Origin of the sequence: Duganella sp. CF517, from assembly GCF_900110275.1 — a bacterium.
Classification (GTDB): Bacteria; Pseudomonadota; Gammaproteobacteria; order Burkholderiales; family Burkholderiaceae_D; genus Rugamonas.
In genome coordinates this window covers 620,218-639,411 of sequence record NZ_FODC01000005.1, presented here as the reverse complement: position 1 = coordinate 639,411, position 19,194 = coordinate 620,218, and the positions used below count along the sequence as shown (strand labels likewise).

9 protein-coding genes are annotated in these 19,194 nt (G+C 65.8%); 4 read left to right on the top strand and 5 right to left on the bottom strand.

Features of this window, described 5'->3' with window-relative positions; genetic code table 11:
- Window position 1: 1 nt before the first annotated feature.
- The 4 genes from BMX85_RS22100 to BMX85_RS22085 are packed head-to-tail and all read right to left on the bottom strand — an operon-like array spanning window position 2 to window position 7,371.
- A complete protein-coding gene (locus BMX85_RS22100; RefSeq protein ID WP_229210615.1) occupies window positions 2–1,654 on the bottom strand; it encodes a glycoside hydrolase family 43 protein in 1,653 nt (550 codons plus the stop codon).
- A gap of 19 nt (window positions 1,655–1,673) precedes the next feature.
- Entirely contained in the window at window positions 1,674–4,490 is a 2,817-nt protein-coding gene (locus BMX85_RS22095) for a TonB-dependent receptor plug domain-containing protein (RefSeq protein WP_090323760.1), read from the bottom strand.
- 53 nt (window positions 4,491–4,543) lie between these two features.
- Window positions 4,544–5,989 (bottom strand): pectinesterase family protein, encoded by a 1,446-nt coding sequence (locus BMX85_RS22090; RefSeq protein ID WP_177196850.1) that lies wholly within the window; start codon window positions 5,987–5,989, stop codon window positions 4,544–4,546.
- Window positions 5,990–5,991: 2 nt separating this feature from the next.
- Complete coding sequence (locus BMX85_RS22085; protein WP_229210614.1) at window positions 5,992–7,371, bottom strand: glycoside hydrolase family 28 protein; 1,380 nt, start codon at window positions 7,369–7,371, stop codon at window positions 5,992–5,994.
- Window positions 7,372–7,715: 344 nt separating this feature from the next.
- Between BMX85_RS22085 and BMX85_RS22080 the strand changes: the two genes are divergently transcribed.
- Entirely contained in the window at window positions 7,716–10,061 is a 2,346-nt protein-coding gene (locus tag BMX85_RS22080) for a DOMON domain-containing protein (RefSeq protein ID WP_229210613.1), read from the top strand.
- Between the two features lie 75 nt (window positions 10,062–10,136).
- Window positions 10,137–11,852, top strand: coding sequence for a phospholipase D-like domain-containing protein (locus tag BMX85_RS22075; protein ID WP_090323753.1), 1,716 nt, complete (start codon window positions 10,137–10,139; stop codon window positions 11,850–11,852).
- 382 nt (window positions 11,853–12,234) lie between these two features.
- On the opposite strand, the gene BMX85_RS22070 is transcribed toward BMX85_RS22075, so the two are convergent.
- Window positions 12,235–13,746 (bottom strand): YifB family Mg chelatase-like AAA ATPase, encoded by a 1,512-nt coding sequence (locus BMX85_RS22070; RefSeq protein ID WP_090323750.1) that lies wholly within the window; start codon window positions 13,744–13,746, stop codon window positions 12,235–12,237.
- 280 nt (window positions 13,747–14,026) lie between these two features.
- On the opposite strand from BMX85_RS22070, the gene BMX85_RS22065 reads away from it, so the two are divergent.
- Window positions 14,027–15,796: a M61 metallopeptidase family protein gene (locus BMX85_RS22065; protein WP_090323748.1), complete on the top strand. Its 1,770-nt coding sequence runs from the start codon at window positions 14,027–14,029 to the stop codon at window positions 15,794–15,796.
- Window positions 15,797–16,172: 376 nt separating this feature from the next.
- The gene (locus tag BMX85_RS22060) at window positions 16,173–19,133 is read left to right on the top strand and encodes a TonB-dependent receptor (RefSeq protein WP_090323746.1); all 2,961 of its coding nucleotides are present in this window, start codon (window positions 16,173–16,175) and stop codon (window positions 19,131–19,133) included.
- Window positions 19,134–19,194: the final 61 nt, after the last annotated feature.

The following is a 19,194-nucleotide window of genomic DNA, read 5'->3' as shown; positions in this document are numbered from 1 at the left end:
ATCATTGCGCCGTAACGCGGAAGTAATCGACATCCAGGCTCGATGCCTGGGCGTTGCCGGCAGCGCCACCGCCGACGCTGAACACGCCGATCTGCGCGCCCACCCAGCGGCCCTTGCTGATCTTGATCGGCTGGCCCACGGTCTGGAAGGTCACGTTGTCGGTGCTGTAGGCGAAGCTCGCCATCGCGCCGGGCGCCATGGTCATGCGCAGGTACAGCGACGCGGGCGCCGACGGCAGCACCACGGTCGCCGTCTCCTTGCAGCGCACCACGGCCGGACCGCAGGTGGTGTGGACCAGCTGGGTCGCGCCGGCGGTCTTGCGCAGGCCCAGCCACGCATATTGCATGGCGTTGACGATCAGGCCGGCGCGGTCGCCGTCGTTGGCGTCGTTCAGCTGGACGCGGGTGTCGACGACGAACTCCGGCGCCGGCAGCTTTTGCGCCAGGATCGATGGCGCCGCGCGGACATAATCGGCCGCGTCCGGCGCCGCCTGCGTGAACAGGCGCAGCTGGCCGGGACGTTCGCTCAGCGAATACCACTTTGCGTTGCTGTTGGCGTTCCACTGCCATTGCAGGCCGAGCTTGGGGCCGTCGAATTCGTCGGAGGTCGGCGGCGTCTTGACCGCCGCGCCCGCCACGGGCTTGGCGTGGGTCAGCACCGGTTGTCCGGCGCCCGCGTTCGGACCGTCTTCGCCGATGATCGGCCAATCGTCGACCCAGCGCATCGGTTGCAGATGCACCACGCGGCCGTAGGCGTGCTTGTCCTGGAAGTGGAGGAACCAGTCCTTGCCGTCCTGCGCGCGCACCCAGGCGCCCTGGTGCGGGCCGTTGATGTCCGTCTTGCCCTGTTCCAGTACGGTGCGCACCTCGTACGGTCCGTTCAGGCTGCGCGAACGGAACACCGACTGCCAGCCTTCCTCGACGCCGCCGGCCGGCGCGAACACATAATAGTAGCCGTTGGCCTTGTAGAATTTCGGCCCTTCCAGCGTCTTGTAGCCCTTGATCGCGTTGCCGTCGATTAGGGTGGTGCCTTTGGTGTCGAGCAGCTTGCTGGCGTCCGGCGCCATGTTGCGCAGGGTCAGGATGTTGTTGAAGCCGGCCCGGCTCTTGGCCCAGCCGTGCAGCAGGTAGGCTTTGCCGTCGTCGTCCCACAACGGGGTCGGGTCGATGATGCCTTTGCCCGGCAGCAGCAACTTGGGCGCGCTCCACTGGCCGTCGAAACGGTCCGCCGTGATGACGAAGATGCCGTGGTCCGGGTCCGGGTAGAAGATCCAGAATTTGCCGTCGTGGTAGCGCAGGCACGGCGCCCAGACACCGTCGCCATGGCGCGGCACTGTGAAGCGCTCGGACGGCGACAGCGCCGGCAAGGCGTGGCCGACCAGCTCCCAGTTGACCATGTCCTTCGAAGTCAGCAGCGGCAGGCCGGGCGAACTATTGAAACTCGACGAGGTCATATAGTAGGTGTCGCCGACGCGGACCGCGTCCGGGTCGGAATAATCGGCGTGCAGGACGGGATTTTTGTACTGGCCGTTGCCGAGGTCCGATACCCAGGGCTGTTTGCTGGAGGACGCGGCCGGCGCGTCGACGCGGGCGCTCTGGCACGCGGCCAGCGCGAGCGGCAACAACATGGCGCCGGCGAGTGTGTGACGGTTCATTGTTTTCATCGTCATGGCATCAGAAGGTGTATTCGGCGCGCAAGGTGTAAGCGCGGCCGATCGGTTTGGCGATGTTTTGCGCAAACACGACGCGCGAGCTCAAACGCTGGTTCGACAGCGGCGGTTCCTCGTTCAGCAGGTTGTTGACGCCAAAGGTTACTTTCAGGTTATCCGAAAACTTGTAGTTTGTGCTCAGGTTGTACAGGATGTAGTGGTCGATGACGTTGTGGAACGGCTGGCCCGGCTTTTGCGTCGGCAGCGCGTTGGTGTCCTCGTAGCTGGAGGTATAGGACTGCGTCAGCTGTGCGCCGAACTTGGCGTAGTTCCACGAGAAGCGCAGGTTGTGCTTCCATTTGAAGATGTAGGTGTTGGCCGAGGTCGAACCGGTCGCCAGCGCGCCCGGACGGCCGACGCTGTCGACCCAGGCGCCGCCGGCGTCGTTCTGGCCTTCGTACTGGTCGACATAGGTGCCGTCCAGGTTGACGCCGAACTTGCCCCATTGCCTGGTCGGCACCACGTAGCGGAAGCTGACGTCGACGCCGCGCGTGTGCAGCCCGCCCATGTTCATGCGGGTGACGACGATGTAATCCAGGGTGCCGTCCGGATTGCGCGTGAACAGGTTGTTGTAGCGGTTGACGTCGGAGAAGATGGTGTCCTCGGTGATCTGCGCGATGGTGCCCTTCATCTTGATGTCCCAGACGTCGAACGACAGCATCATGTTCTTGACCGGCTCGAGCACGATGCCGGCGGTGTAGGTGCGCGATTCCTCCGGTTGCAGGTCCGGATTGGCGCCCGTCAGGGTGGTCAGCTGCGTGTTGCAAACGCGCGCCGGATCGAGGTTCAGGCCGGCGTAGCGCGGGTCGGTGGTCAAGCTGCCGGTGTTCGGCTGCGACGGCGTCGGGCTCGGGCACAGCAGCGGATCGTCCCAGCGGTTGACCGACGGCGCCCGGGTGCGGGCGGCGCCGTACAGTTCCGGCAGCGTGGGCGCGCGGAAGCCGGTGCTGGCCGTGCCGCGCAGCATGACGGCCGTGTGCGGTTCCCAGCGCACGCTGGCCTTCGGATTGAAGGTCGAGCCGAAATCGCTGAAGTGGTCGGCGCGCGCCGCCAGCGTCAGGTCGAGCTGCTTGGTCAGTGGCGCGTCCAGTTCCATGTACAGGCCGCCGATGGTGCGCGCGCCCTTGGGATTGGTGCCCGGCGCGCCGGACGATTTGTAGGTCACCGCGTTGGCCAGCATGCTGGTGCGGTCGCTGTACATTTCGCGGTGCAGGTCGCCGCCGACGGCGATCGCCAGCGCGCCGCCCGCCAGCGGCATCAGCTCGCGCGACAGGTTGAAGTCCGGACCGAAATATTTGACGCGGGCGGTGCGGTAGTTTTCGCCGTCGACGCTGATGCTGTCGAGATAGGCGCGGCCCTCGGCGTCCTGCTTGCCGAACGGGTTGAGCGTGCCGTTGGCCACGCCCGCGTACAGTTCCGGCGTGGTCACGAAGCCGCTCTTGTAGCCGACCCGGCGCTCGCTCATGGCGGCGTTGAAGCCGACGCGGTAGTCCCAACCCATGACCGCGCCCTCGTCGGCGACGACGATGCGGTTGGTGTTCTGGCGGTCGTGCGTGCCGGCCGTTCCCAGCTCGTCGAGGCTCCACGTCAGCGCCAGGTCCTGGCCGGTGACGCCGGCCACGGCTGGCACGCCGCCGCTGCCGCCCGGATACCATTTGCTGCCGCGGTTGATGAACAGCGGCTTGCGCACGCCGGGGTTGAGCTTGTCGTAATCGGTCTGCGCGCCGAACACCTGCGGCGGATTGAGCGCGTCGATATGGGACTCGGTGTTGAGCATCTCCACCGTGAACAGCTTGTCGTCACCGTGGCGGATCGAGGCCTTGGTGAACAAGGTGGTTTGCTTGTTGTCCGGCAGCAGTTGCGGGTAAATGGTCGGGTCCAGGATACAGGTCTTGGCGCCGGCGCCGGACGCCTTGGTCGAGGCCAGGCTGTATGGCGCGTCGTAGTTGCTGCCGCAGCCGGTCGCCCAGTACGGGTTGCCGGTGGTGGTGGTCGGCTTGCCGTTGTTGTAGACGGTGTAGTTGGCCGGCGACGACGATGAGCCGGACGTGTTGCTGGTGAAGACGGTGCCACCAAGTTGGGCGATGCGATCCTGGTCCCAGATTTCCGGACGGCTCTTTTGCATCAGCGACGTGCGGCGTTGCATGTCGAACGAGGCGAACACGTTCCAGCCGTCCTTTTTCAAATCGCCGGTGCCGCCAGTGATGGACACGCGCTGCTGCTCGCCGCCGCCGGAGCGCTGCGGCTTGACGATGCCGGCGCTCAGGCTGACCTTGTTGACGGTGCGCTTGGTGATGAAGTTGATGACGCCGGCGATGGCGTCGGTGCCGTAGATGGCGGAGGCGCCGTCGCGCAGCACCTCGACCCGCTCGACCGCGCTCATCGGCACGACGTCGACGTTGACCGAGCTGGCGCCGACCGCCTCGTTGGGCAGGCGGCGGCCGTTGAGCAGCACCAGGGTGCGGTTGGTGTTGAGGCCGCGCATGTTGATCATGGTGCCGCCGCCGCCGCCGCCGACCGGCTCGTTGGTGGCGCCGGTGACCAGCGAGGTGGCCACTTCGGACATCGTGGTCAGGCCCTGGGCTTCCAGTTCCTCGGCCTTGTAGGTGGTCAGGGGCAGGGCATTCTCGGTGGCGATGCGTTTGATCGACGAGCCGGTCACTTCGACGCGGGTCATGCTGTCGTCGGACTGCTGGACTTGCGCGTGGGCCGGGTTGCTCAGCGCAAGCACCGCGAGGGTGATGGCGCTCAGGGCGAGCCGGGGTTTGGTGGTGGTTGTCATGTTCAGTCTCCTATTTTTTATAATGAAACGTCTGTGGTGTGGCGGTGAAACAATTACGGTGTGGGGTTCCAACCCTTGCCGTCGTTGAAGGTGTTGAAAATCTGTTGTCTGCTGCCGAAGCGGGCCGCCACCTGCTCGGCCGTCAACTGGTGCCCCGGCGTGCGCTGGCTCAGGTCCAGCGGGCGGCCCGCCAGGTCCATGCTGCCGAACTCGCCCCAGCCGGCGCCCGGGTTGGCCTCCGGCGTCTGCGGTTTCTTCGGCGCCCAACCTTGTGCGGCGATATGCCTGTCCATGCGGCAATTGATAAAGCTGACGTTGTCCCGGCTCGCCGCCGGTCCCTGCCGCGCGAGGTAGACTTTGCCCGCAGGCACGTCGTTGCCCAGCGGCCCGGGGCCGTGCGTCAACCGGCTGTTGAGGAACACAAACCCCGGCTCGCCGGCGGCGACGGTGCGCGCCTGCACGATGTAGCCGCCGCCGGCGTGGGCGCTGTCGCCGACGGTACGGATCTCGCTGTCCTCGAACAACGCCGCGCGGTTGCCGCCCCAGATGAAGTCGACATTGCCGGCGATCAGCGTGCGGTGGAACCACGCGTAGCCCTTGACCTGGATCGTGTCCTGCTCGCTGAAGAAGCTGGCGTCGCGCGCGACAAGGCGTCCCCGGTCGCTGCTGAAGACCAGCGTCTCGGCCTGGCCGCCCTTGCTGCGCGCGCGCACGGTGTTATTGACCATGGTGAGATGGTCGAGCGTGACCATGTCGGCGTCCTCGATCAGGAACACCGAGCGGCCACCGTTGGCGGCCGGCGTCAGCGGCCCACGGCCGGCGCCGGTTCCGGGATTGATGCCGTCGTTGTTGGTCGCCTCCAGGATCACGCCGTCGCGGCTTGCGCCATGCAAGGTGAGGTTGTCCTTGCCGCGCAGATACAGCAACTGGTCGTAGCGGCCGTTGGCGATGCGGATCGACACCGGCGCGGCGCGCGGCAAGCGGCGCATCGCGTGGTCGAGCGCCCCCTGTACCGTGCGGAAGTCGGCCGGGCCGTCATCGTCGACGCTAAGGGTGTTGCCGGTCGGCGCCGCCGCGCGGGTACGGAAGGTCCATGGGCCGATGCCGGCGCTGGCGAACACGCCGGCGTCGACCACGACCTCGTACTCGGTGTCGTAATCGAGTTTGGCGCTGTGCGGGCGGATGGTTGCCGTCGCGCCTTGGACGAGGATCGGGCTGTAGCGCACCACGCGCTTGTATTCCTGCTGCGCGTGACCGATGGCGTCGACGTCCTCGCCGGGGCGCAGTTCGTCGACCAGCGCGCGGTCGGCGACGCGGTAGATGCGGACCGCGCCTTCGGTGCCCAGCACCGGCGGCTTGTCGAAAACGATCCGCAACGGCGTATCGACCTGCACGCCGGCCGCGCGCGCCGCCGGCGACAATGTCCACTGCGGCGCGCCGGCCGCGTGACCATGCGGCGGCAACGCCGCTCCGAGGAGGACGGTAAAAGGAATCCGCATGGTCATTGCCGCGCGACGTAGACCGGCCAGGCCCGCGGGCCCTCGGGGAAGGGCACGAAGCGCTTGGCGCAATCGACCGCGCGCGCGTCCGGCGCGTTGAGCTGGCCGTCGAACTGGATGGAAGCGGTCTTGACCGGCGGGTTGCCGTCCACCACCACATCCTTCAGCGCCAGCCGCAGCGGATGGGCGTCGTCGTAGCCTTGCAGGATCACCTGGCCCGGCGTCAGGCTGTGTACGCTCTCCATGCGCACGCCGCTGTACGACGGAACCAGCTGGCCGGCCGGGCCGGGCTCGTAGTTGGTATCGATATACAGCGGCCAGCGGTTGCCGCGCAGGCATACGTTGCGGTAGACGATGCCGCTGACCACGCCGCCGCGCCGGTCGTTGCTCTTGATGCGCAGGCCGGAGGTGGTGCCGTCCATGGCGAGGTCGTCCACCAGCACGTTGCGCACGCCGCCGTTGGTCTCGCTGCCGATCGACATGCCGTGGCCGCTGTAAAAGTGGTTGTGCAGGATCGAGATGTTCTCGCTCATGCCGTTGTTGCCGGCCTTGATGGCGATGTTGTCGTCGCCGGTGCGGATGTAGCTGTGGGCGATGGTCACATTGCGCGAGGCGCCGGGGTCGATGCCGTCGCTGTTGCGCGCGTCATGCGGCGTATCGATGCGCACGGCCCAGGCGGTAAAGCCGTCCACCCTGTTCAGGGCGACGTGGAAGTTGGGCGAGTTGCGCAAGGTGATGCGGTACATCGTGAAGTCGCGCGCGTTGTCGATCTGGATCAGGCGCGGCACGTTCTGGCGCAGCTTTTCCTTTTGCGCGCGGCGGGCGATCTGCCACCACGTTTCAGGCTTGCCGTCGATCGCTTGGCCGCCCTGGCCGTCGATGGCGCCGTCGCCCATGATGCCCGTGCCCTTGGCGCCGTTGACGGTGATGAAGGGACGGCAGCCTTTGCCTGCCAGGTCGAGCGTGCCGCAGGTTTTTTCGCCGTTGTCGAACAGCAGTGGATTGGTGCTGGCGTACAGTGTGACGCCGGAATCGATGACCAGGGTGACGCCGTTGCCGATCGTCAGCGGGCCGGCGGTGAAGCTGACATGACGCTTGTCGTCGCCCGCCGCCAGGTGGACCGCGCCGCCCTGCGCGCACTGGTCGAGGGCTTGCTGGATGCGCGCGGCGTCGTCGCGGCCGTGGTTGGTGGCCTCGGCGGCTTCGGCGGTGACGACCGCGCAGGACTTCGGCAGGGTCGGTTCGCGCACGTCGCGCGTGTCCTGCGCCTGCGCCAGCGGCTGCACGCACAGCAGCGCGGCGGCCACGGCCGAAGCCATGAAGAACGACGGGGGAAATACTGCAACAGGCCGTTTTTTAGGGCCGCAGTGGGTGATGCGCATGACATGTCTCCAGTTATAGGCGCTGCTTCTTGCAGCGCTCACTGGAGTACCTCGCGTACTCCGCGCCGATAAGACGAGGGCCACGCTGGTATGGTGGCCGAGGTCGCTCGGTGGTTGCTTGCTGTGTTGCCTGTTTCTGAAAAAAGATTAGCAGATAAGAATGAGCGAAACCATGCTTCCAGGTTCAGATGGGAAGAATCATTACGCGCATTGGTGGATTTCACAATCCCGCCCATGACGAAAATTGCGCGGTTGCCGCCCAAAAAAGTTCTCAGATTGATATTGCTTTAGTTTAAACTACCGCCCGCGCGGCGCGCATGGCCGTGATCGATTTGAAGGCGGCCGTGGATCAATTAATCAAAATTTTGAGCAGGGTGTTGAGCGATGCGCGCAACCGCGTCGGCATGCTGGTTCTGTCCGGACTGGCGGCGACATGCGAGGTCCAGGCGCTGGAGGCCGCCGAGCGCGAACAACGCAAGGTCTTGCCGCTGCCGGCGCGCCTGATCGACCACACGTCGCCGGTGAAAGTCGACGGCGCGCTGGACGAGGACGCCTGGCGCGACGCCCGGGAGTTCGACACCTTCCACGAGTTTCTGCCCAACAGCGGCAACGCCGCGCCGGCCGCGCTGCGCACCACCGTGCGCCTGCTGATCGACGACGGCGCGCTGGTGTTCGGCATCCGCGCCTGGGACCCGGCGCCGCAAAACCTGCGCGGTTCGCTGGCGCGGCGCGACAAGGTCGGCACCGACCAGGACTTCATCGGCATCTGGCTCGATCCGACCGGCCACGGCCGCGCCGCCCAGTTCGTGCGCGTCAACACCGCCGGCGTGCTCAACGACGGCATCTACCGCGCCGACGAGGACGAGTCCGACCTCGGCCCTGATTTTCCGATCGACGCCGCCGTCCAGCGCCTGCCCGACGGCTACAGCATGGAAGTACGCTGGCCGCTGTCGAACCTGCGTTTTCCCTACGCGGACGGCAAGGCCTGGCGCGTGATGATCGAACGTAACGTGCCGCACGCCGGCGGCCTGCTGCTGACCAGCACCCCTTTGACGACCGACACCATCGGCCACATCGGCGTGATGCAGGACATCGACGGCATGGGCGGCACGGTGGAGGCCGTGCGCGACCGCAGCTTCCTCGACATCAAGCCGGAGCTGACCTTGCGCTCGGGCAGCGACACCGACGGCGCCGGCCGGCAGCGCGCCAACAAGGGCAGCCTGGGCCTGGAGATCAATGCCCGGCCGCGCGCGGACATGGTCTTCAACGCCACCTTGAACCCGGACTTTTCACAGGTCGAGATCGACGAACCGACGGCGTCGGGCGCCAGCCGCATCGCGCTGAGCCTGCCGGAGAAGCGCGGCTTCTTCCTTGAAAGCGCCGACGTGCTGGGGCTGCCGCTGGCGGCGTTCTACTCGCGCACGGTGGCCGATCCGGAATGGGGCTTGCGCGGCACCTGGCGCGCGGCGCAGGCCGACGCCACGGCAATGAGCCTGCGCGACCAGGAGGGCGGCATCGTGCTGCGCGGCGGGCCTTACGAGACGGCGGAGTACGATCAAACGCGGCGCACCCTGACCAGCCTGCTGCGCGCGCGCTGGCACGCCGACGGTGCGCTGCTGGGCGCCTTCGTCTCGCAGCGCGACTACGGCGACGCCGGCAGCAACCAGGTGTTCGGCTTCGACGGCCAATGGCGCGGCGACGGCCGGCAGGCGACCTGGCTGTTGATGCACTCGCAGACCAGCGCCGGCTTTACCGACGCGCCGGTGTCGGCCACGGTGCGGGTGCCGGCGCGCAACGGCGCCTATTTGTCGGGCAAGTACACGCACTTGTCCGAGGGCTGGTGGAACGAGCTGAAGCTGGAGGCGATCGGTCCGGGCTTCGTCAACGATAACGGTTTCGTGCCGCAAACGGGCATCGTCAAGACCGATATCAACCTCAACCGCCGGCTGGGACCGCGGCGGCTGGAGGTCGCCGGCACGCCGTTCGAGGCGTACGAAATGGAAGCGCACCTGGGGCTGCACGAAATCCGCACCGTGTCCGATGCGTTCTCCGGCCAGCAGGCCAACCAGATCGTCGAACGCAAGCTGCAGCCGGGCATCTGGTTCCGCGCCGCGCGCCAGACGGATTTCTGGGCCAACCTCGGCTTCGACCAGCAGCGCGGGCGCCGCGCAGGACCGCTGCATGACGTGCCGGCGCTGCACTTCGGCCTGGAGACGTCGCCGCTGCCATGGATCACCAAGATCCGGTCCGAAGTAACGTTGGGCAAGCAGCTCGACGTCGACGCCGACCGCGTCGGCCGGGGCGGCAATGCGCTGGTGGAGCTGGGCATGCGCTTCGCCTTGCCGCGCGGCTGGGCGATGGAACTGGACCAGCGCGTCAACCGCGCCTGGGTGCAGGGCACGCTCGGGCGGCCGGCCTTCGTTGACAACGGCTGGCGCTGGTTAGGCATGCTGCACTTCACGCCGGCCGATTCGCTGCGGCTGCTGGCGCAGAACACCGCGGCGGCGCGGCGCGACGATGGCGTCTCCGGCCTGGAGCCGTGGGCCGAGCGGCAGGTGCACCGCTCGCTGCTGTACCGCCACTTGTGGCGCCACGGCCGCTCGCTGTCGGTCGGCTATTCGCGCGACAAGACGCGCGCGCCGGATACCGTGAGCAAGTCGCTGACGATAAAGTTCCAGTGGGAGATGTAAGCGAATTGACATGTTCCGGTCATACGCCGCTGGTATGGTAGTTTCGCTATTTAAACTTTCGGCACGGGGGAACAGATGGACCAAGTCCAACTGAATGTGTACTGCAACACCGATGACGCCTTCCTGATCTGGCGGGCCGGAGAGCTGGAAAATTGCATAGGCTTCGCCATCGAGCGGGTATGGCTGGAAAGCGATGACGGGAACCGGCCGCTGAATCAAGCCGAGTTTCTGTGGAACCGGGTCGGTTTCGCCACGGATGTCGGCGGCGGGCCCGATCAGCGGCAGCCGTCGGACGTCTGGCCGTTCCAGCGCTATAGCTGGACGGATCACGAGGTGGGCTTCAATGACCGCGCCAGGTATCGCGTGGTGCCGATGGTCGGAAAACCCGGCGCGCTGGAGCCACGGGAAGAGTGGGCCAGCGCATGGGTCGAGGTGCATGCCGTCCAGCCGGCCGGTGGACGGCTGAGCTGCTTCTTCAATCGGCCCATGGCCGCGTCGCGCTGGATGGCCAAGGTCGCGGCCGAGATGGAGATCGAGACGGGAACCGAATTGGTCGAGCGGATCTCCGACGTTTCCAGCGAATTTTTGCGCGATTTCTGCGGCGGATCGCTGATCGTGGCGCTGCGCCAGCTGTTCGACAACGCCGGCGGCAACCCCGACATCAGCTTGTACGCGGCCCTCTTCGAGCTCGAGGACGAGGAGGTCACGCAGCGCTTTTGCGACCTTGGACCGCGCGCCAATATCGTGCTGGCCAACGGTAGCACCAAGGTCACGGAACCGGATGCCAACGCCGAGGGCAGGGCCAAGGTGCACGCGGCGGGCTGCGTCGTCATCGACCGCATGACCGCCGCTCCACGCAAGGTGGGCGCGCTGGGGCACAACAAGTTCATCGTCGTCGTGGATGGCGATCGGCCGGTGGCCGTGTGGACGGGGTCGACCAACCTGACGCCGACGGGCCTTTTTACCCAAATAAACAATGCGGTGTTGATCGAGAGCGCCGAGTTGGCCACGCAATATCTGGCGCAGTGGCATCGTCTTGCCGAGGCGGGAAGCGAGGCGCCGTCGACTCTGAAGGCGAGCAATGCGGCGCCGGATGCCGGCACCGCCGTGCCGGCGAATATCGAGCCGTGGTTCACGCCGACGGTCAAGAACGCCGATCTCAAGCGTCTACAGGCGCTGGTCGAGGGCGCGCAGGACGGCATCCTGTTCCTCTCCTTCATGCCCGGTCCGAATGGTCCGGTGCTCGATATTTTGGAGGAGCGCGCGCAAGGGCAATTCGTGCGCGGCGTGTTGAACCGCTTTGTCGGCGGCGCCGACGGGGCGCTGATGGCGGAACTGGTCGGCGGCGGCAAGTCGGATCCGATGAACCTGGACGTGTTCACGCCTTCCGGCATCAAGCACCAGTTTTCGTTCTGGGCCGAGGAGTTCATGCGGGGCGGGAAAATCTCGGTCCTCGTGCACAGCAAGGTCATGTGCATCGACCCGTTCGGCGCGCATCCGGTGGTCGTCACCGGCTCGCACAATTTTTCCGAGATGGCGTCAGAAAGCAATGACGAGAATTTCCTGGTCATCGAGGGCGACCGCAGCGTGGCGGAGTCGTATGCGGCGCATATCATCTCGGTCTACGATCATTACCGCTGGCGGCAATATGTCGCCTCGACGACCGCCGCCGGCAAGCAGCCGTGGCAAAAACTGGACGACAAGGCGAGCTGGCAAAAGTCCCGCCTGAACTCGGCGAAGCAACAGGCGGAATGGACGTTCTGGATGGGTAGCCCAGGCCGCCCCGGCTGATCGCCGTCAAACCGCAGCGGAAATGCGAGTACGAGCTATCAGCATTGATCATCGACTTCTTTAACTTCGGCGTTTGCCAAGGTTGCTGCCCATTCCAGGACGTCGCGCAGGTTCATCCGGAGCTAGTCCGTATTGCCGACGTAGCCCCCGATTGCTTGCTCGGCTCGTTCGTTAATGTCGTTTGCTGTGATACCAAACATGCGAATCATTTCGCTAATGTCCGTAACATCGGGTCCGCTGAAACGCGCGATTTTACTTAGGATAAGGTCGATCGGACTCAGTACGAAAACCTCGATGAGGTCTATTATAGTCTTTTAGATGATATGGACTGGCGAGCGCGACATGTGGCCGGGGATAGGCTCCATGCGTTTGTGCGTCTTGCTCAACGGTCCCTTAGCGCCCGCCGGTACTGCACCGCCTCGCCGACATGCGCCTCGCCGATGCGCTCGGCGTGGGCCAGGTCGGCGATGGTGCGCGCCACCCGCAGGATGCGGTGGTAGGCGCGGCCCGACCATTGAAACTGTTCCATCGCCGCTTTCAGGCATGCCTTGCCGGCTTTGTCCGGTCTGCAGAACCGATCGATCTCGCGCGTGGTCAGGTACTGGTTGCGCTTGCCCTGGCGTTGCAACTGCACCACGGCGGCGGCCTGCACCCGGGCGCAAATGACGGCCGAGTGTTCGCCGTTGGCGTCCTCGCTAAGGACGTCCGGTTCGACGGCGGCCACTTCCATTTGTATGTCGATGCGGTCGAGCAGCGGGCCGGAGACGCGGCCCTGGTAGCGCTTGATCAGATCCGGCGAGCAATTGCAGACGCCGCTGCTGTGGCCGTTGTAGCCGCAAGGACACGGGTTCATCGCCGCGATCAGCTGGAAGTGCGCGGGAAAGTCGGCCTGGCGGGCGGCGCGCGAGATGGTGATGTGGCCGGACTCCATCGGCTGGCGCAGCACGTCGAGCACGCGGCGGTCGAATTCCGGCAGTTCGTCGAGGAACAGCACGCCGCGATGCGCGAGGGAGATCTCGCCGGGGCGCGGCACGCTGCCGCCGCCGACCAGGGCCACGCCCGACGACGTGTGGTGCGGCGCGCGGAACGGCCGGCGCTTCCAGTGTTCGATGCGGAAGCCGCCGGTCAGCGATTGCACGGCGGCCGCTTCCAGCGCTTCCTCGTCCGTCATGGCCGGCAGCAGTCCGGCGAAGCGCGCGGCCAGCATGGTCTTGCCGGCGCCGGGCGGCCCGACCAACAGGATGCTGTGGTTGCCGGCGGCCGCCACCTCCAGCGCACGCTTGACGAAGATCTGGCCTTTGACGTCGGCGAAGTCTGGATATTCGGCCGGCACGACCAGCGGCGACGATTCATGGCGCGACAGCATCGACTCGGCCGACCTGGCGGAGAAATGCGCGCACACCTGCAACAGCGATTGGGCCGGATAGATGGCGGCGTCGGCCACCAGCGCCGCCTCGTCGGCGTTGGCTTGCGGCAGGATGAAGGCCAGGCGGCCGCCGTCGCGCCGGGTGGCGAGCGACATGGCCAGCGCGCCGCGTATCGGTCGCAGCTCTCCCGACAGCGACAGCTCGCCTGCGAACTCGTATTGGTGCAGCCGCGAGGACGGGATTTGCTTGGAGGCGGCGAGGATGCCGAGCGCGATGGGCAAGTCGAAGCGGCCCGATTCCTTGGGCAGATCGGCCGGCGCCAGATTGACGGTGATGCGTTTGGCGGGAAACTCGAAGCCGCCATTCTGGATGGCGGCGCGCACGCGGTCCTTGGCCTCCTTGACCTCGGTGTCGGCCAGTCCGACGATGGTAAAGCCGGGCAAGCCGTTGGCCAGGTGCACCTCGACATTGACTTCCTGCGCGTCCATGCCGGCTAGGGCGCGGCTTTTCAACACGGCTAGACTCATCGGTTTCCCCAGGGCTGGTGGCGCGGATCAAACCAGTATAGGAAGCCGCGCGCGGAACGGTTTGCGGGTGAGCAGACGCGCGCGCATTGGACGCCCCCTCCACCCCGGGGTCAGTGCCGACATTCGGACAAATGGCGAAAAATCGGAACTTTTTTGGTTATTAGAAGTTCCCCAATGTCCGAATGTCGGCACTGACCCCGAAGGTTGGGGCTGTACGTTGCGCGGCGAAATGTTGACGGGTGGTAAAGTCGTAGCCTACCCCAGCCATTTCGGAGCACCCATGTTCGCAGATGTCGTCGCGCGTCGCGTTGCCGCTTTCCTGTTGTTGGCCGCGCTGGCCGTTGGCGCCGCCGCGCGGGCGCAGGCGCCTCTGCCCAAGCCGCTGGTGCTGACGCTTCAGCCGGGGCCGCTCAAACAGACCGACGACATCGATGCCGGCAGCGGCGTGGTCGACGTGACGATGACGATACCGGACGTCCAGGCCGCCGTCGGCGTGCCGCTGTTTAAGTTGCCGCGCGTGGTGGCCAATGTCGAGACGGTCGCGCTGACGCTGAAGGATCTCGTGGTGCGCGATGGCTTCGGCGAGGTGCCGCTCGCCGCCCGCGATGTCAAGGGACCGGATGGTCCGGTGCGCCACTGGTCGTCCACGCGCGAGGTGCAGGGCGATCTGGTGATCCATTACCAGGCGCCGATCGACAACCGGCCGCCGGCCCGTGGCGCGGCGCCGCCGTACAGCTTGCGCACCGAGGGCGGCGGCTTTTCCGGCGTCGGCAATGTGTTCCTGCTGCTGCCCGGGGGCGACAAAAATTATCCGCTGTCGCTGCGGTGGGACCTGTCCAAGCTGGGCGAGGGCGCAACCGCCACGTCGAGCTTCGGCGAGGGCGATCTGAACCTGCCGAACGGGGCGCCGTCGCGGCTGTGGTCGACCATCTTCATGGCCGGTCCGATGACGCGCGTGCCGGCCGCGGTGGCGCCGCATGGCTTCTCGTCCGCCTGGCTGGGTGCGCCGGCCACCGATCCGGCGCCGCTGATGGAATGGGCCGGCAAGCTGCATCAGTGGATGAACGGCTTTTTCGGCGACGGCAAACAGGCGCCGCCTTACCGCGTGTTCCTGCGCTATAACCCGATCAACGCCGGCGGCGGCACGGCGCTGACGCAGTCCTTCCTGATCACGCACGGCAAGGGTATCTCGACCGACGACCTGAAGATCACCTTGTCGCACGAAATGGCGCACACCTGGACCGAGGGCGTGGACGCGCCCTGGTACGACGAGGGCATCGCCGTGCACTACCAGGCGCTGGCGCCGTTTCGCGCCGGGCTGATCACGGCGAAGCAGTTTCTGGACGACCTGAACCACACCGCCGCGCGCTATTATTCCGACGCCCTCAACACCACGCGGGACGCCGAGATCATGCCGCGCTTTTGGGAGGACACGCGCATCCGCACCTTGCCGTACGATCGCGGCGCGATGTACTTCGCCGTCGTCGACGCGCGCATCCGCAAGGCTTCCAACGGCAAGCGCTCGCTCGACGATCTGGTGCTGGAGATGAACAGGCGCCGTGGCGCGACGTCCGACGCAAAATCCGACGCCAAGCCCGACGCCAAGCCCGCCGACATGGCCGCGTTGTGGCCGCAACTGCTGGCGCGCGAACTGGGGCCGGCGGGCACGGCGCTGCACGAGGCGATGCTGGCCGGCGAGGTGATCGTGCCGGAGTCCGACGACTTCGGGCCGTGCTTCAAGCGCACCACCCAAAAGGTGCGCCGCTTCGAGCTGGGTTTCGATCCGGCCTCGCTGGTGGGCGACGTCAAAACGATACGCGGCCTGCAGGCCGGCGGCGCGGCGGCCAAGGCCGGCGTGCGCGACGGCGATGTGGTGACCTACGCGGTGGCGATGGACAAGATCCAGGGCGAGCAGGACACCAGGCTGACGCTCAACGTCACCCGCGACGGCCGCCGCTTCCCCATCACCTATTTGCCGCGCGGCGAGCGGGTCCAGGTGTGGCAGTGGCAGCGCGCCTCCGGCGTCGCCGATAGCGATTGCCGGTTGTAACCGCTTCCCGGGCAAGAAAAAAATAATCGGAAAATAATGTAAGTCGCAAAAAAGATGTGCTACGATCTGAACTGTTATCGATAACACGTTGTCGGTACGCCCCCGGGCCGGCCCGGTCTTGCGCCGGTCTTGTTTCCCAGTGTTTGTCGCGGCATCGCTGGATATCGCTTTGTCTCCAGTGGAGCTGTATCCCCGTCGCTCTTGGCCGGCGGCCTCACGACCGCCGGTTTTTTTTACTGTTAGAAAAAAGAGACATACCGATCCGCAAGTATTTAACTGTCGTACAATGTGGCTGAAACCTGTTATCGATATCATGTCGGCAGAGTTTCTAAAAACGGGCACCAAGCCCGTATAAAACAATAACGGAGATCATTCAATGAACAAGCAAGTCACTGTCGCGGTACAGGTGTCGGCGCTCGCGCTCGCCGTAGCGCAAGGGTTATTGGTGGCGCCCTGCGCGCTGGCGCAGGAGCCCGAAGTCGTCGTCGTCACCGGTATGCGCGCCAGCGCCCGTTCCTCCCTGGCCATCAAGCGCGATGCGATGGAGATCGTCGATTCCATCACCGCCGAGGATATCGGCAAGCTGCCCGATCCCAATGTCGTCGATACGCTGACCCGCGTGCCCGGCGTGCAGGGCTACCGCTATGGCGGCGAGGGCGCGTCGCCGGTCGGCACCGGCTCCGGCCTGGTGATCCGCGGCTTGTCGGGGCAGACCGCCTCGCAGGTCAACGGCCGCGCCTACTTCACCGCCGGCAGCCGCGAATACAATCTGGAAGGCGCGATTCCGGCCATGATCGCCGGCGTCGACGTGTTCAAGAATCCGAGCGCCGAGCATATCGAGGGCGGCATCGGCGGCCTGGTCAACGTGCGCACCCGCAACCCGAGCGATTTCAAGGGACTGACGGTGTCGATGGGCGTCGCCGGCAAGTACAACGACCTGGCCAGGGAAACCGAGCCGGAAGTGTTCGGGCTGGTGGCCAACCGCTGGAACCTGTCGGGCGGCGCCAAGCTCGGCCTGATGGCGGCCGGCGTCTATCAAAAGAGCACCGGCCGCTCGGACAACAACCCGGCCAACGGCAGCGCCAACCTCAAGCGCGCGATCCGCGCCGACAGCGCCGAGTACGCGGCACTGGCGGCGGCCAACACCGGCAACAACCGCGGCCAGGCCAATCCCGCCTATGTGGGCCGCACGGACGTCCACTTCCTGACCGGCGTGCCCACGTTGCCGACGTCGGCGACCGTCGGCGCCAACACGCCCGACCTGCGCGGGCTGACGGCCGAGCAGGTCAACAATGTGATGGTCGCGCCCGCGCTGACCAGCAACGTGTTCCAGGAAACCATCATGCGCGAGCGCAAGGGGTTGAACCTGGCGGCCGACTACCGCGCCGACAACACCCTGCGCGTGTTCACCGAGTTCAATTACACGTTCTACGAATACCACCAGAACTATCGCGGCTTGAACTCGGTCGACGGCGCCAATGTGCAGAACCTGCAGACCACGCCGTTCGCCTTCACCGAGGGGCTGGCCAACCGCAACGCCAACGGCGGCGCCGACAATGTCCTGGTGGGCCAGCGCCTGCGCGGCGGCACCTTCCTCAATTCCGGCGTCAGCACCACCGGCGGCGACGAGCGCCGCCCTTACACCACATGGATCGCCGCCGGCGGCGTGGACTGGAACCCGACCGAGAACCTGTCGCTCAAATGGGACGTGAACTACGTCAAGGCCACGCAAAAGCAGGACAACCGCTCCGTCAACCTCGATTCGGCGCCCGGCCTGGGCTGGTCCACCAGCCGCGTGGCCGACGGCGCGCCGCACCAGCTGAACTTTGCCGGTCCGAGCCTGACCGATCCGGCCAACTTCGTCTATCGCGACTATAACAACGGCACCAACGTGAAGTACGACGACAGCGGCTACGCCAGCGCTCTCGGCGCCGCCTACAGCGTCGGCGACGGCTTCCTGCGCCGCGTCAAGGTTGGCGGCCGCTACGCGCACCAGGAAAGCACCTTCAATAACTTCACCTTCAACGGCCGGCCGCTGACCACCGACGGCGCGGCGCTCGCCGCCAACCGCTCGAACGCCATTTCGGTGGCCACCGTCGGCCAGGTCGAGCAGTCGCCGACCAATTTCATGAAAGGCGAAGCCGGTTATGCCGGCGGCTACCTGGTGTATGCGCCGGACCGCTTGACCGGCAACCAGGTGGCCACGCAGTTCCCCAACGCCGGCATCCGCCAGGAGGGCAACTATGTCGAGAACCTCGAGGCCCGCCGTCTGATCAGCGAGAACACGCTGGCCGGCTACATGATGGGCGAATTCTCCGCCTTCGACGACCGCGTCACCGGTAACGTCGGCGTGCGCGTGGTGCGCACCAAGGGCAAGGCGACCGCGCGCACCATCAACAACCAGACCACGCCGGCCAGCTATCCGGAGATCTTCCGCGAGACGTCGTACACCAACGCGCTGCCGTCGCTGAACGTGACCGGTTACATCACGCAGGATTTCCTGGCCCGCTTCGGCTACGGCAAGGGCATGACGCGCGCCGGCCTCGATCAACTCAATCCGAGCATCACCGTCAATCCGGTCAACGGCACCGGCAACGTCGGCAATCCGGACCTGCGGCCGCAGACGGCCAACAGCTTCGACTTCTCGCTGGAGCGCTATTTCAGCAAGTCGAACTATGTGTCGGCGGCGATCTTCGACAAGGAGATCAGCGGCTTCTTCAACGGCATCACGCAGTGCCAGGCGGTCGCCACCGCCGTGCCGTACAGCGGCTCGGCCGACAACGGTTGCAGCGGCGGGCAGTATTCGGTGACCAAGTCGGTCAATTCGGAAAAAGGCTATGTGCGCGGCATCGAGCTCGGCGGCCAGTACTTCCTCGACGCCTTCGGCGGCGTCTGGAAAAACTTCGGCGTGGCCGGTTCCTACACCCACGTCAACACCTCGAACCCGGTCAACTTCGGCACCGCGTCGGCGCCGCGCATCGTCGCCACGCCGCAGCCGATGCAGTCGAAGAACAGCTACAGCATTTCCGGCCTGTACGAGGACAACAAGCTGTCGGCGCGGCTGGTCTACACCTGGCGCTCGGAGGCGATCCTGTTCGGCGTGTCGGCCAACCCGATCGAAGCACGCTACATGGATTCCAACGGTGTGCTCGACGGTTCGATAAACTACCAGCTCACCGATGAGTTTACCTTGTCGTTGAACGCGTCGAATATACTCGACAAGGCAATCAACCGTTATGTCGGCGAACCGGGCACGTATCAGACCAGCCTGGAACGCCAGCACTACGGCAATGGACGGACCTTCAGCCTGGCATTGCGCTACAAATTCGGTAAATAAACCGGGGCGCTGTCATGGACAAGACGGAAGGTCATACCTTCCGTCTTTTTTCGTTTTTGGA

Bases quoted from the DNA above. Each gene is read 5' to 3' on its own strand.
- BMX85_RS22100 (WP_229210615.1), bottom strand. From the start codon at position 1,654: ATGAACCGTCACACACTCGCCGGCGCCATGTTGTTGCCGCTCGCGCTG.
- BMX85_RS22095 (WP_090323760.1), bottom strand. From the start codon at position 4,490: ATGACAACCACCACCAAACCCCGGCTCGCCCTGAGCGCCATCACCCTC.
- BMX85_RS22090 (WP_177196850.1), bottom strand. From the start codon at position 5,989: ATGCGGATTCCTTTTACCGTCCTCCTCGGAGCGGCGTTGCCGCCGCAT.
- BMX85_RS22085 (WP_229210614.1), bottom strand. From the start codon at position 7,371: ATGCGCATCACCCACTGCGGCCCTAAAAAACGGCCTGTTGCAGTATTT.
- BMX85_RS22075 (WP_090323753.1), top strand. From the start codon at position 10,137: ATGGACCAAGTCCAACTGAATGTGTACTGCAACACCGATGACGCCTTC.
- BMX85_RS22070 (WP_090323750.1), bottom strand. From the start codon at position 13,746: ATGAGTCTAGCCGTGTTGAAAAGCCGCGCCCTAGCCGGCATGGACGCG.
- BMX85_RS22065 (WP_090323748.1), top strand. From the start codon at position 14,027: ATGTTCGCAGATGTCGTCGCGCGTCGCGTTGCCGCTTTCCTGTTGTTG.
- BMX85_RS22060 (WP_090323746.1), top strand. From the start codon at position 16,173: ATGAACAAGCAAGTCACTGTCGCGGTACAGGTGTCGGCGCTCGCGCTC.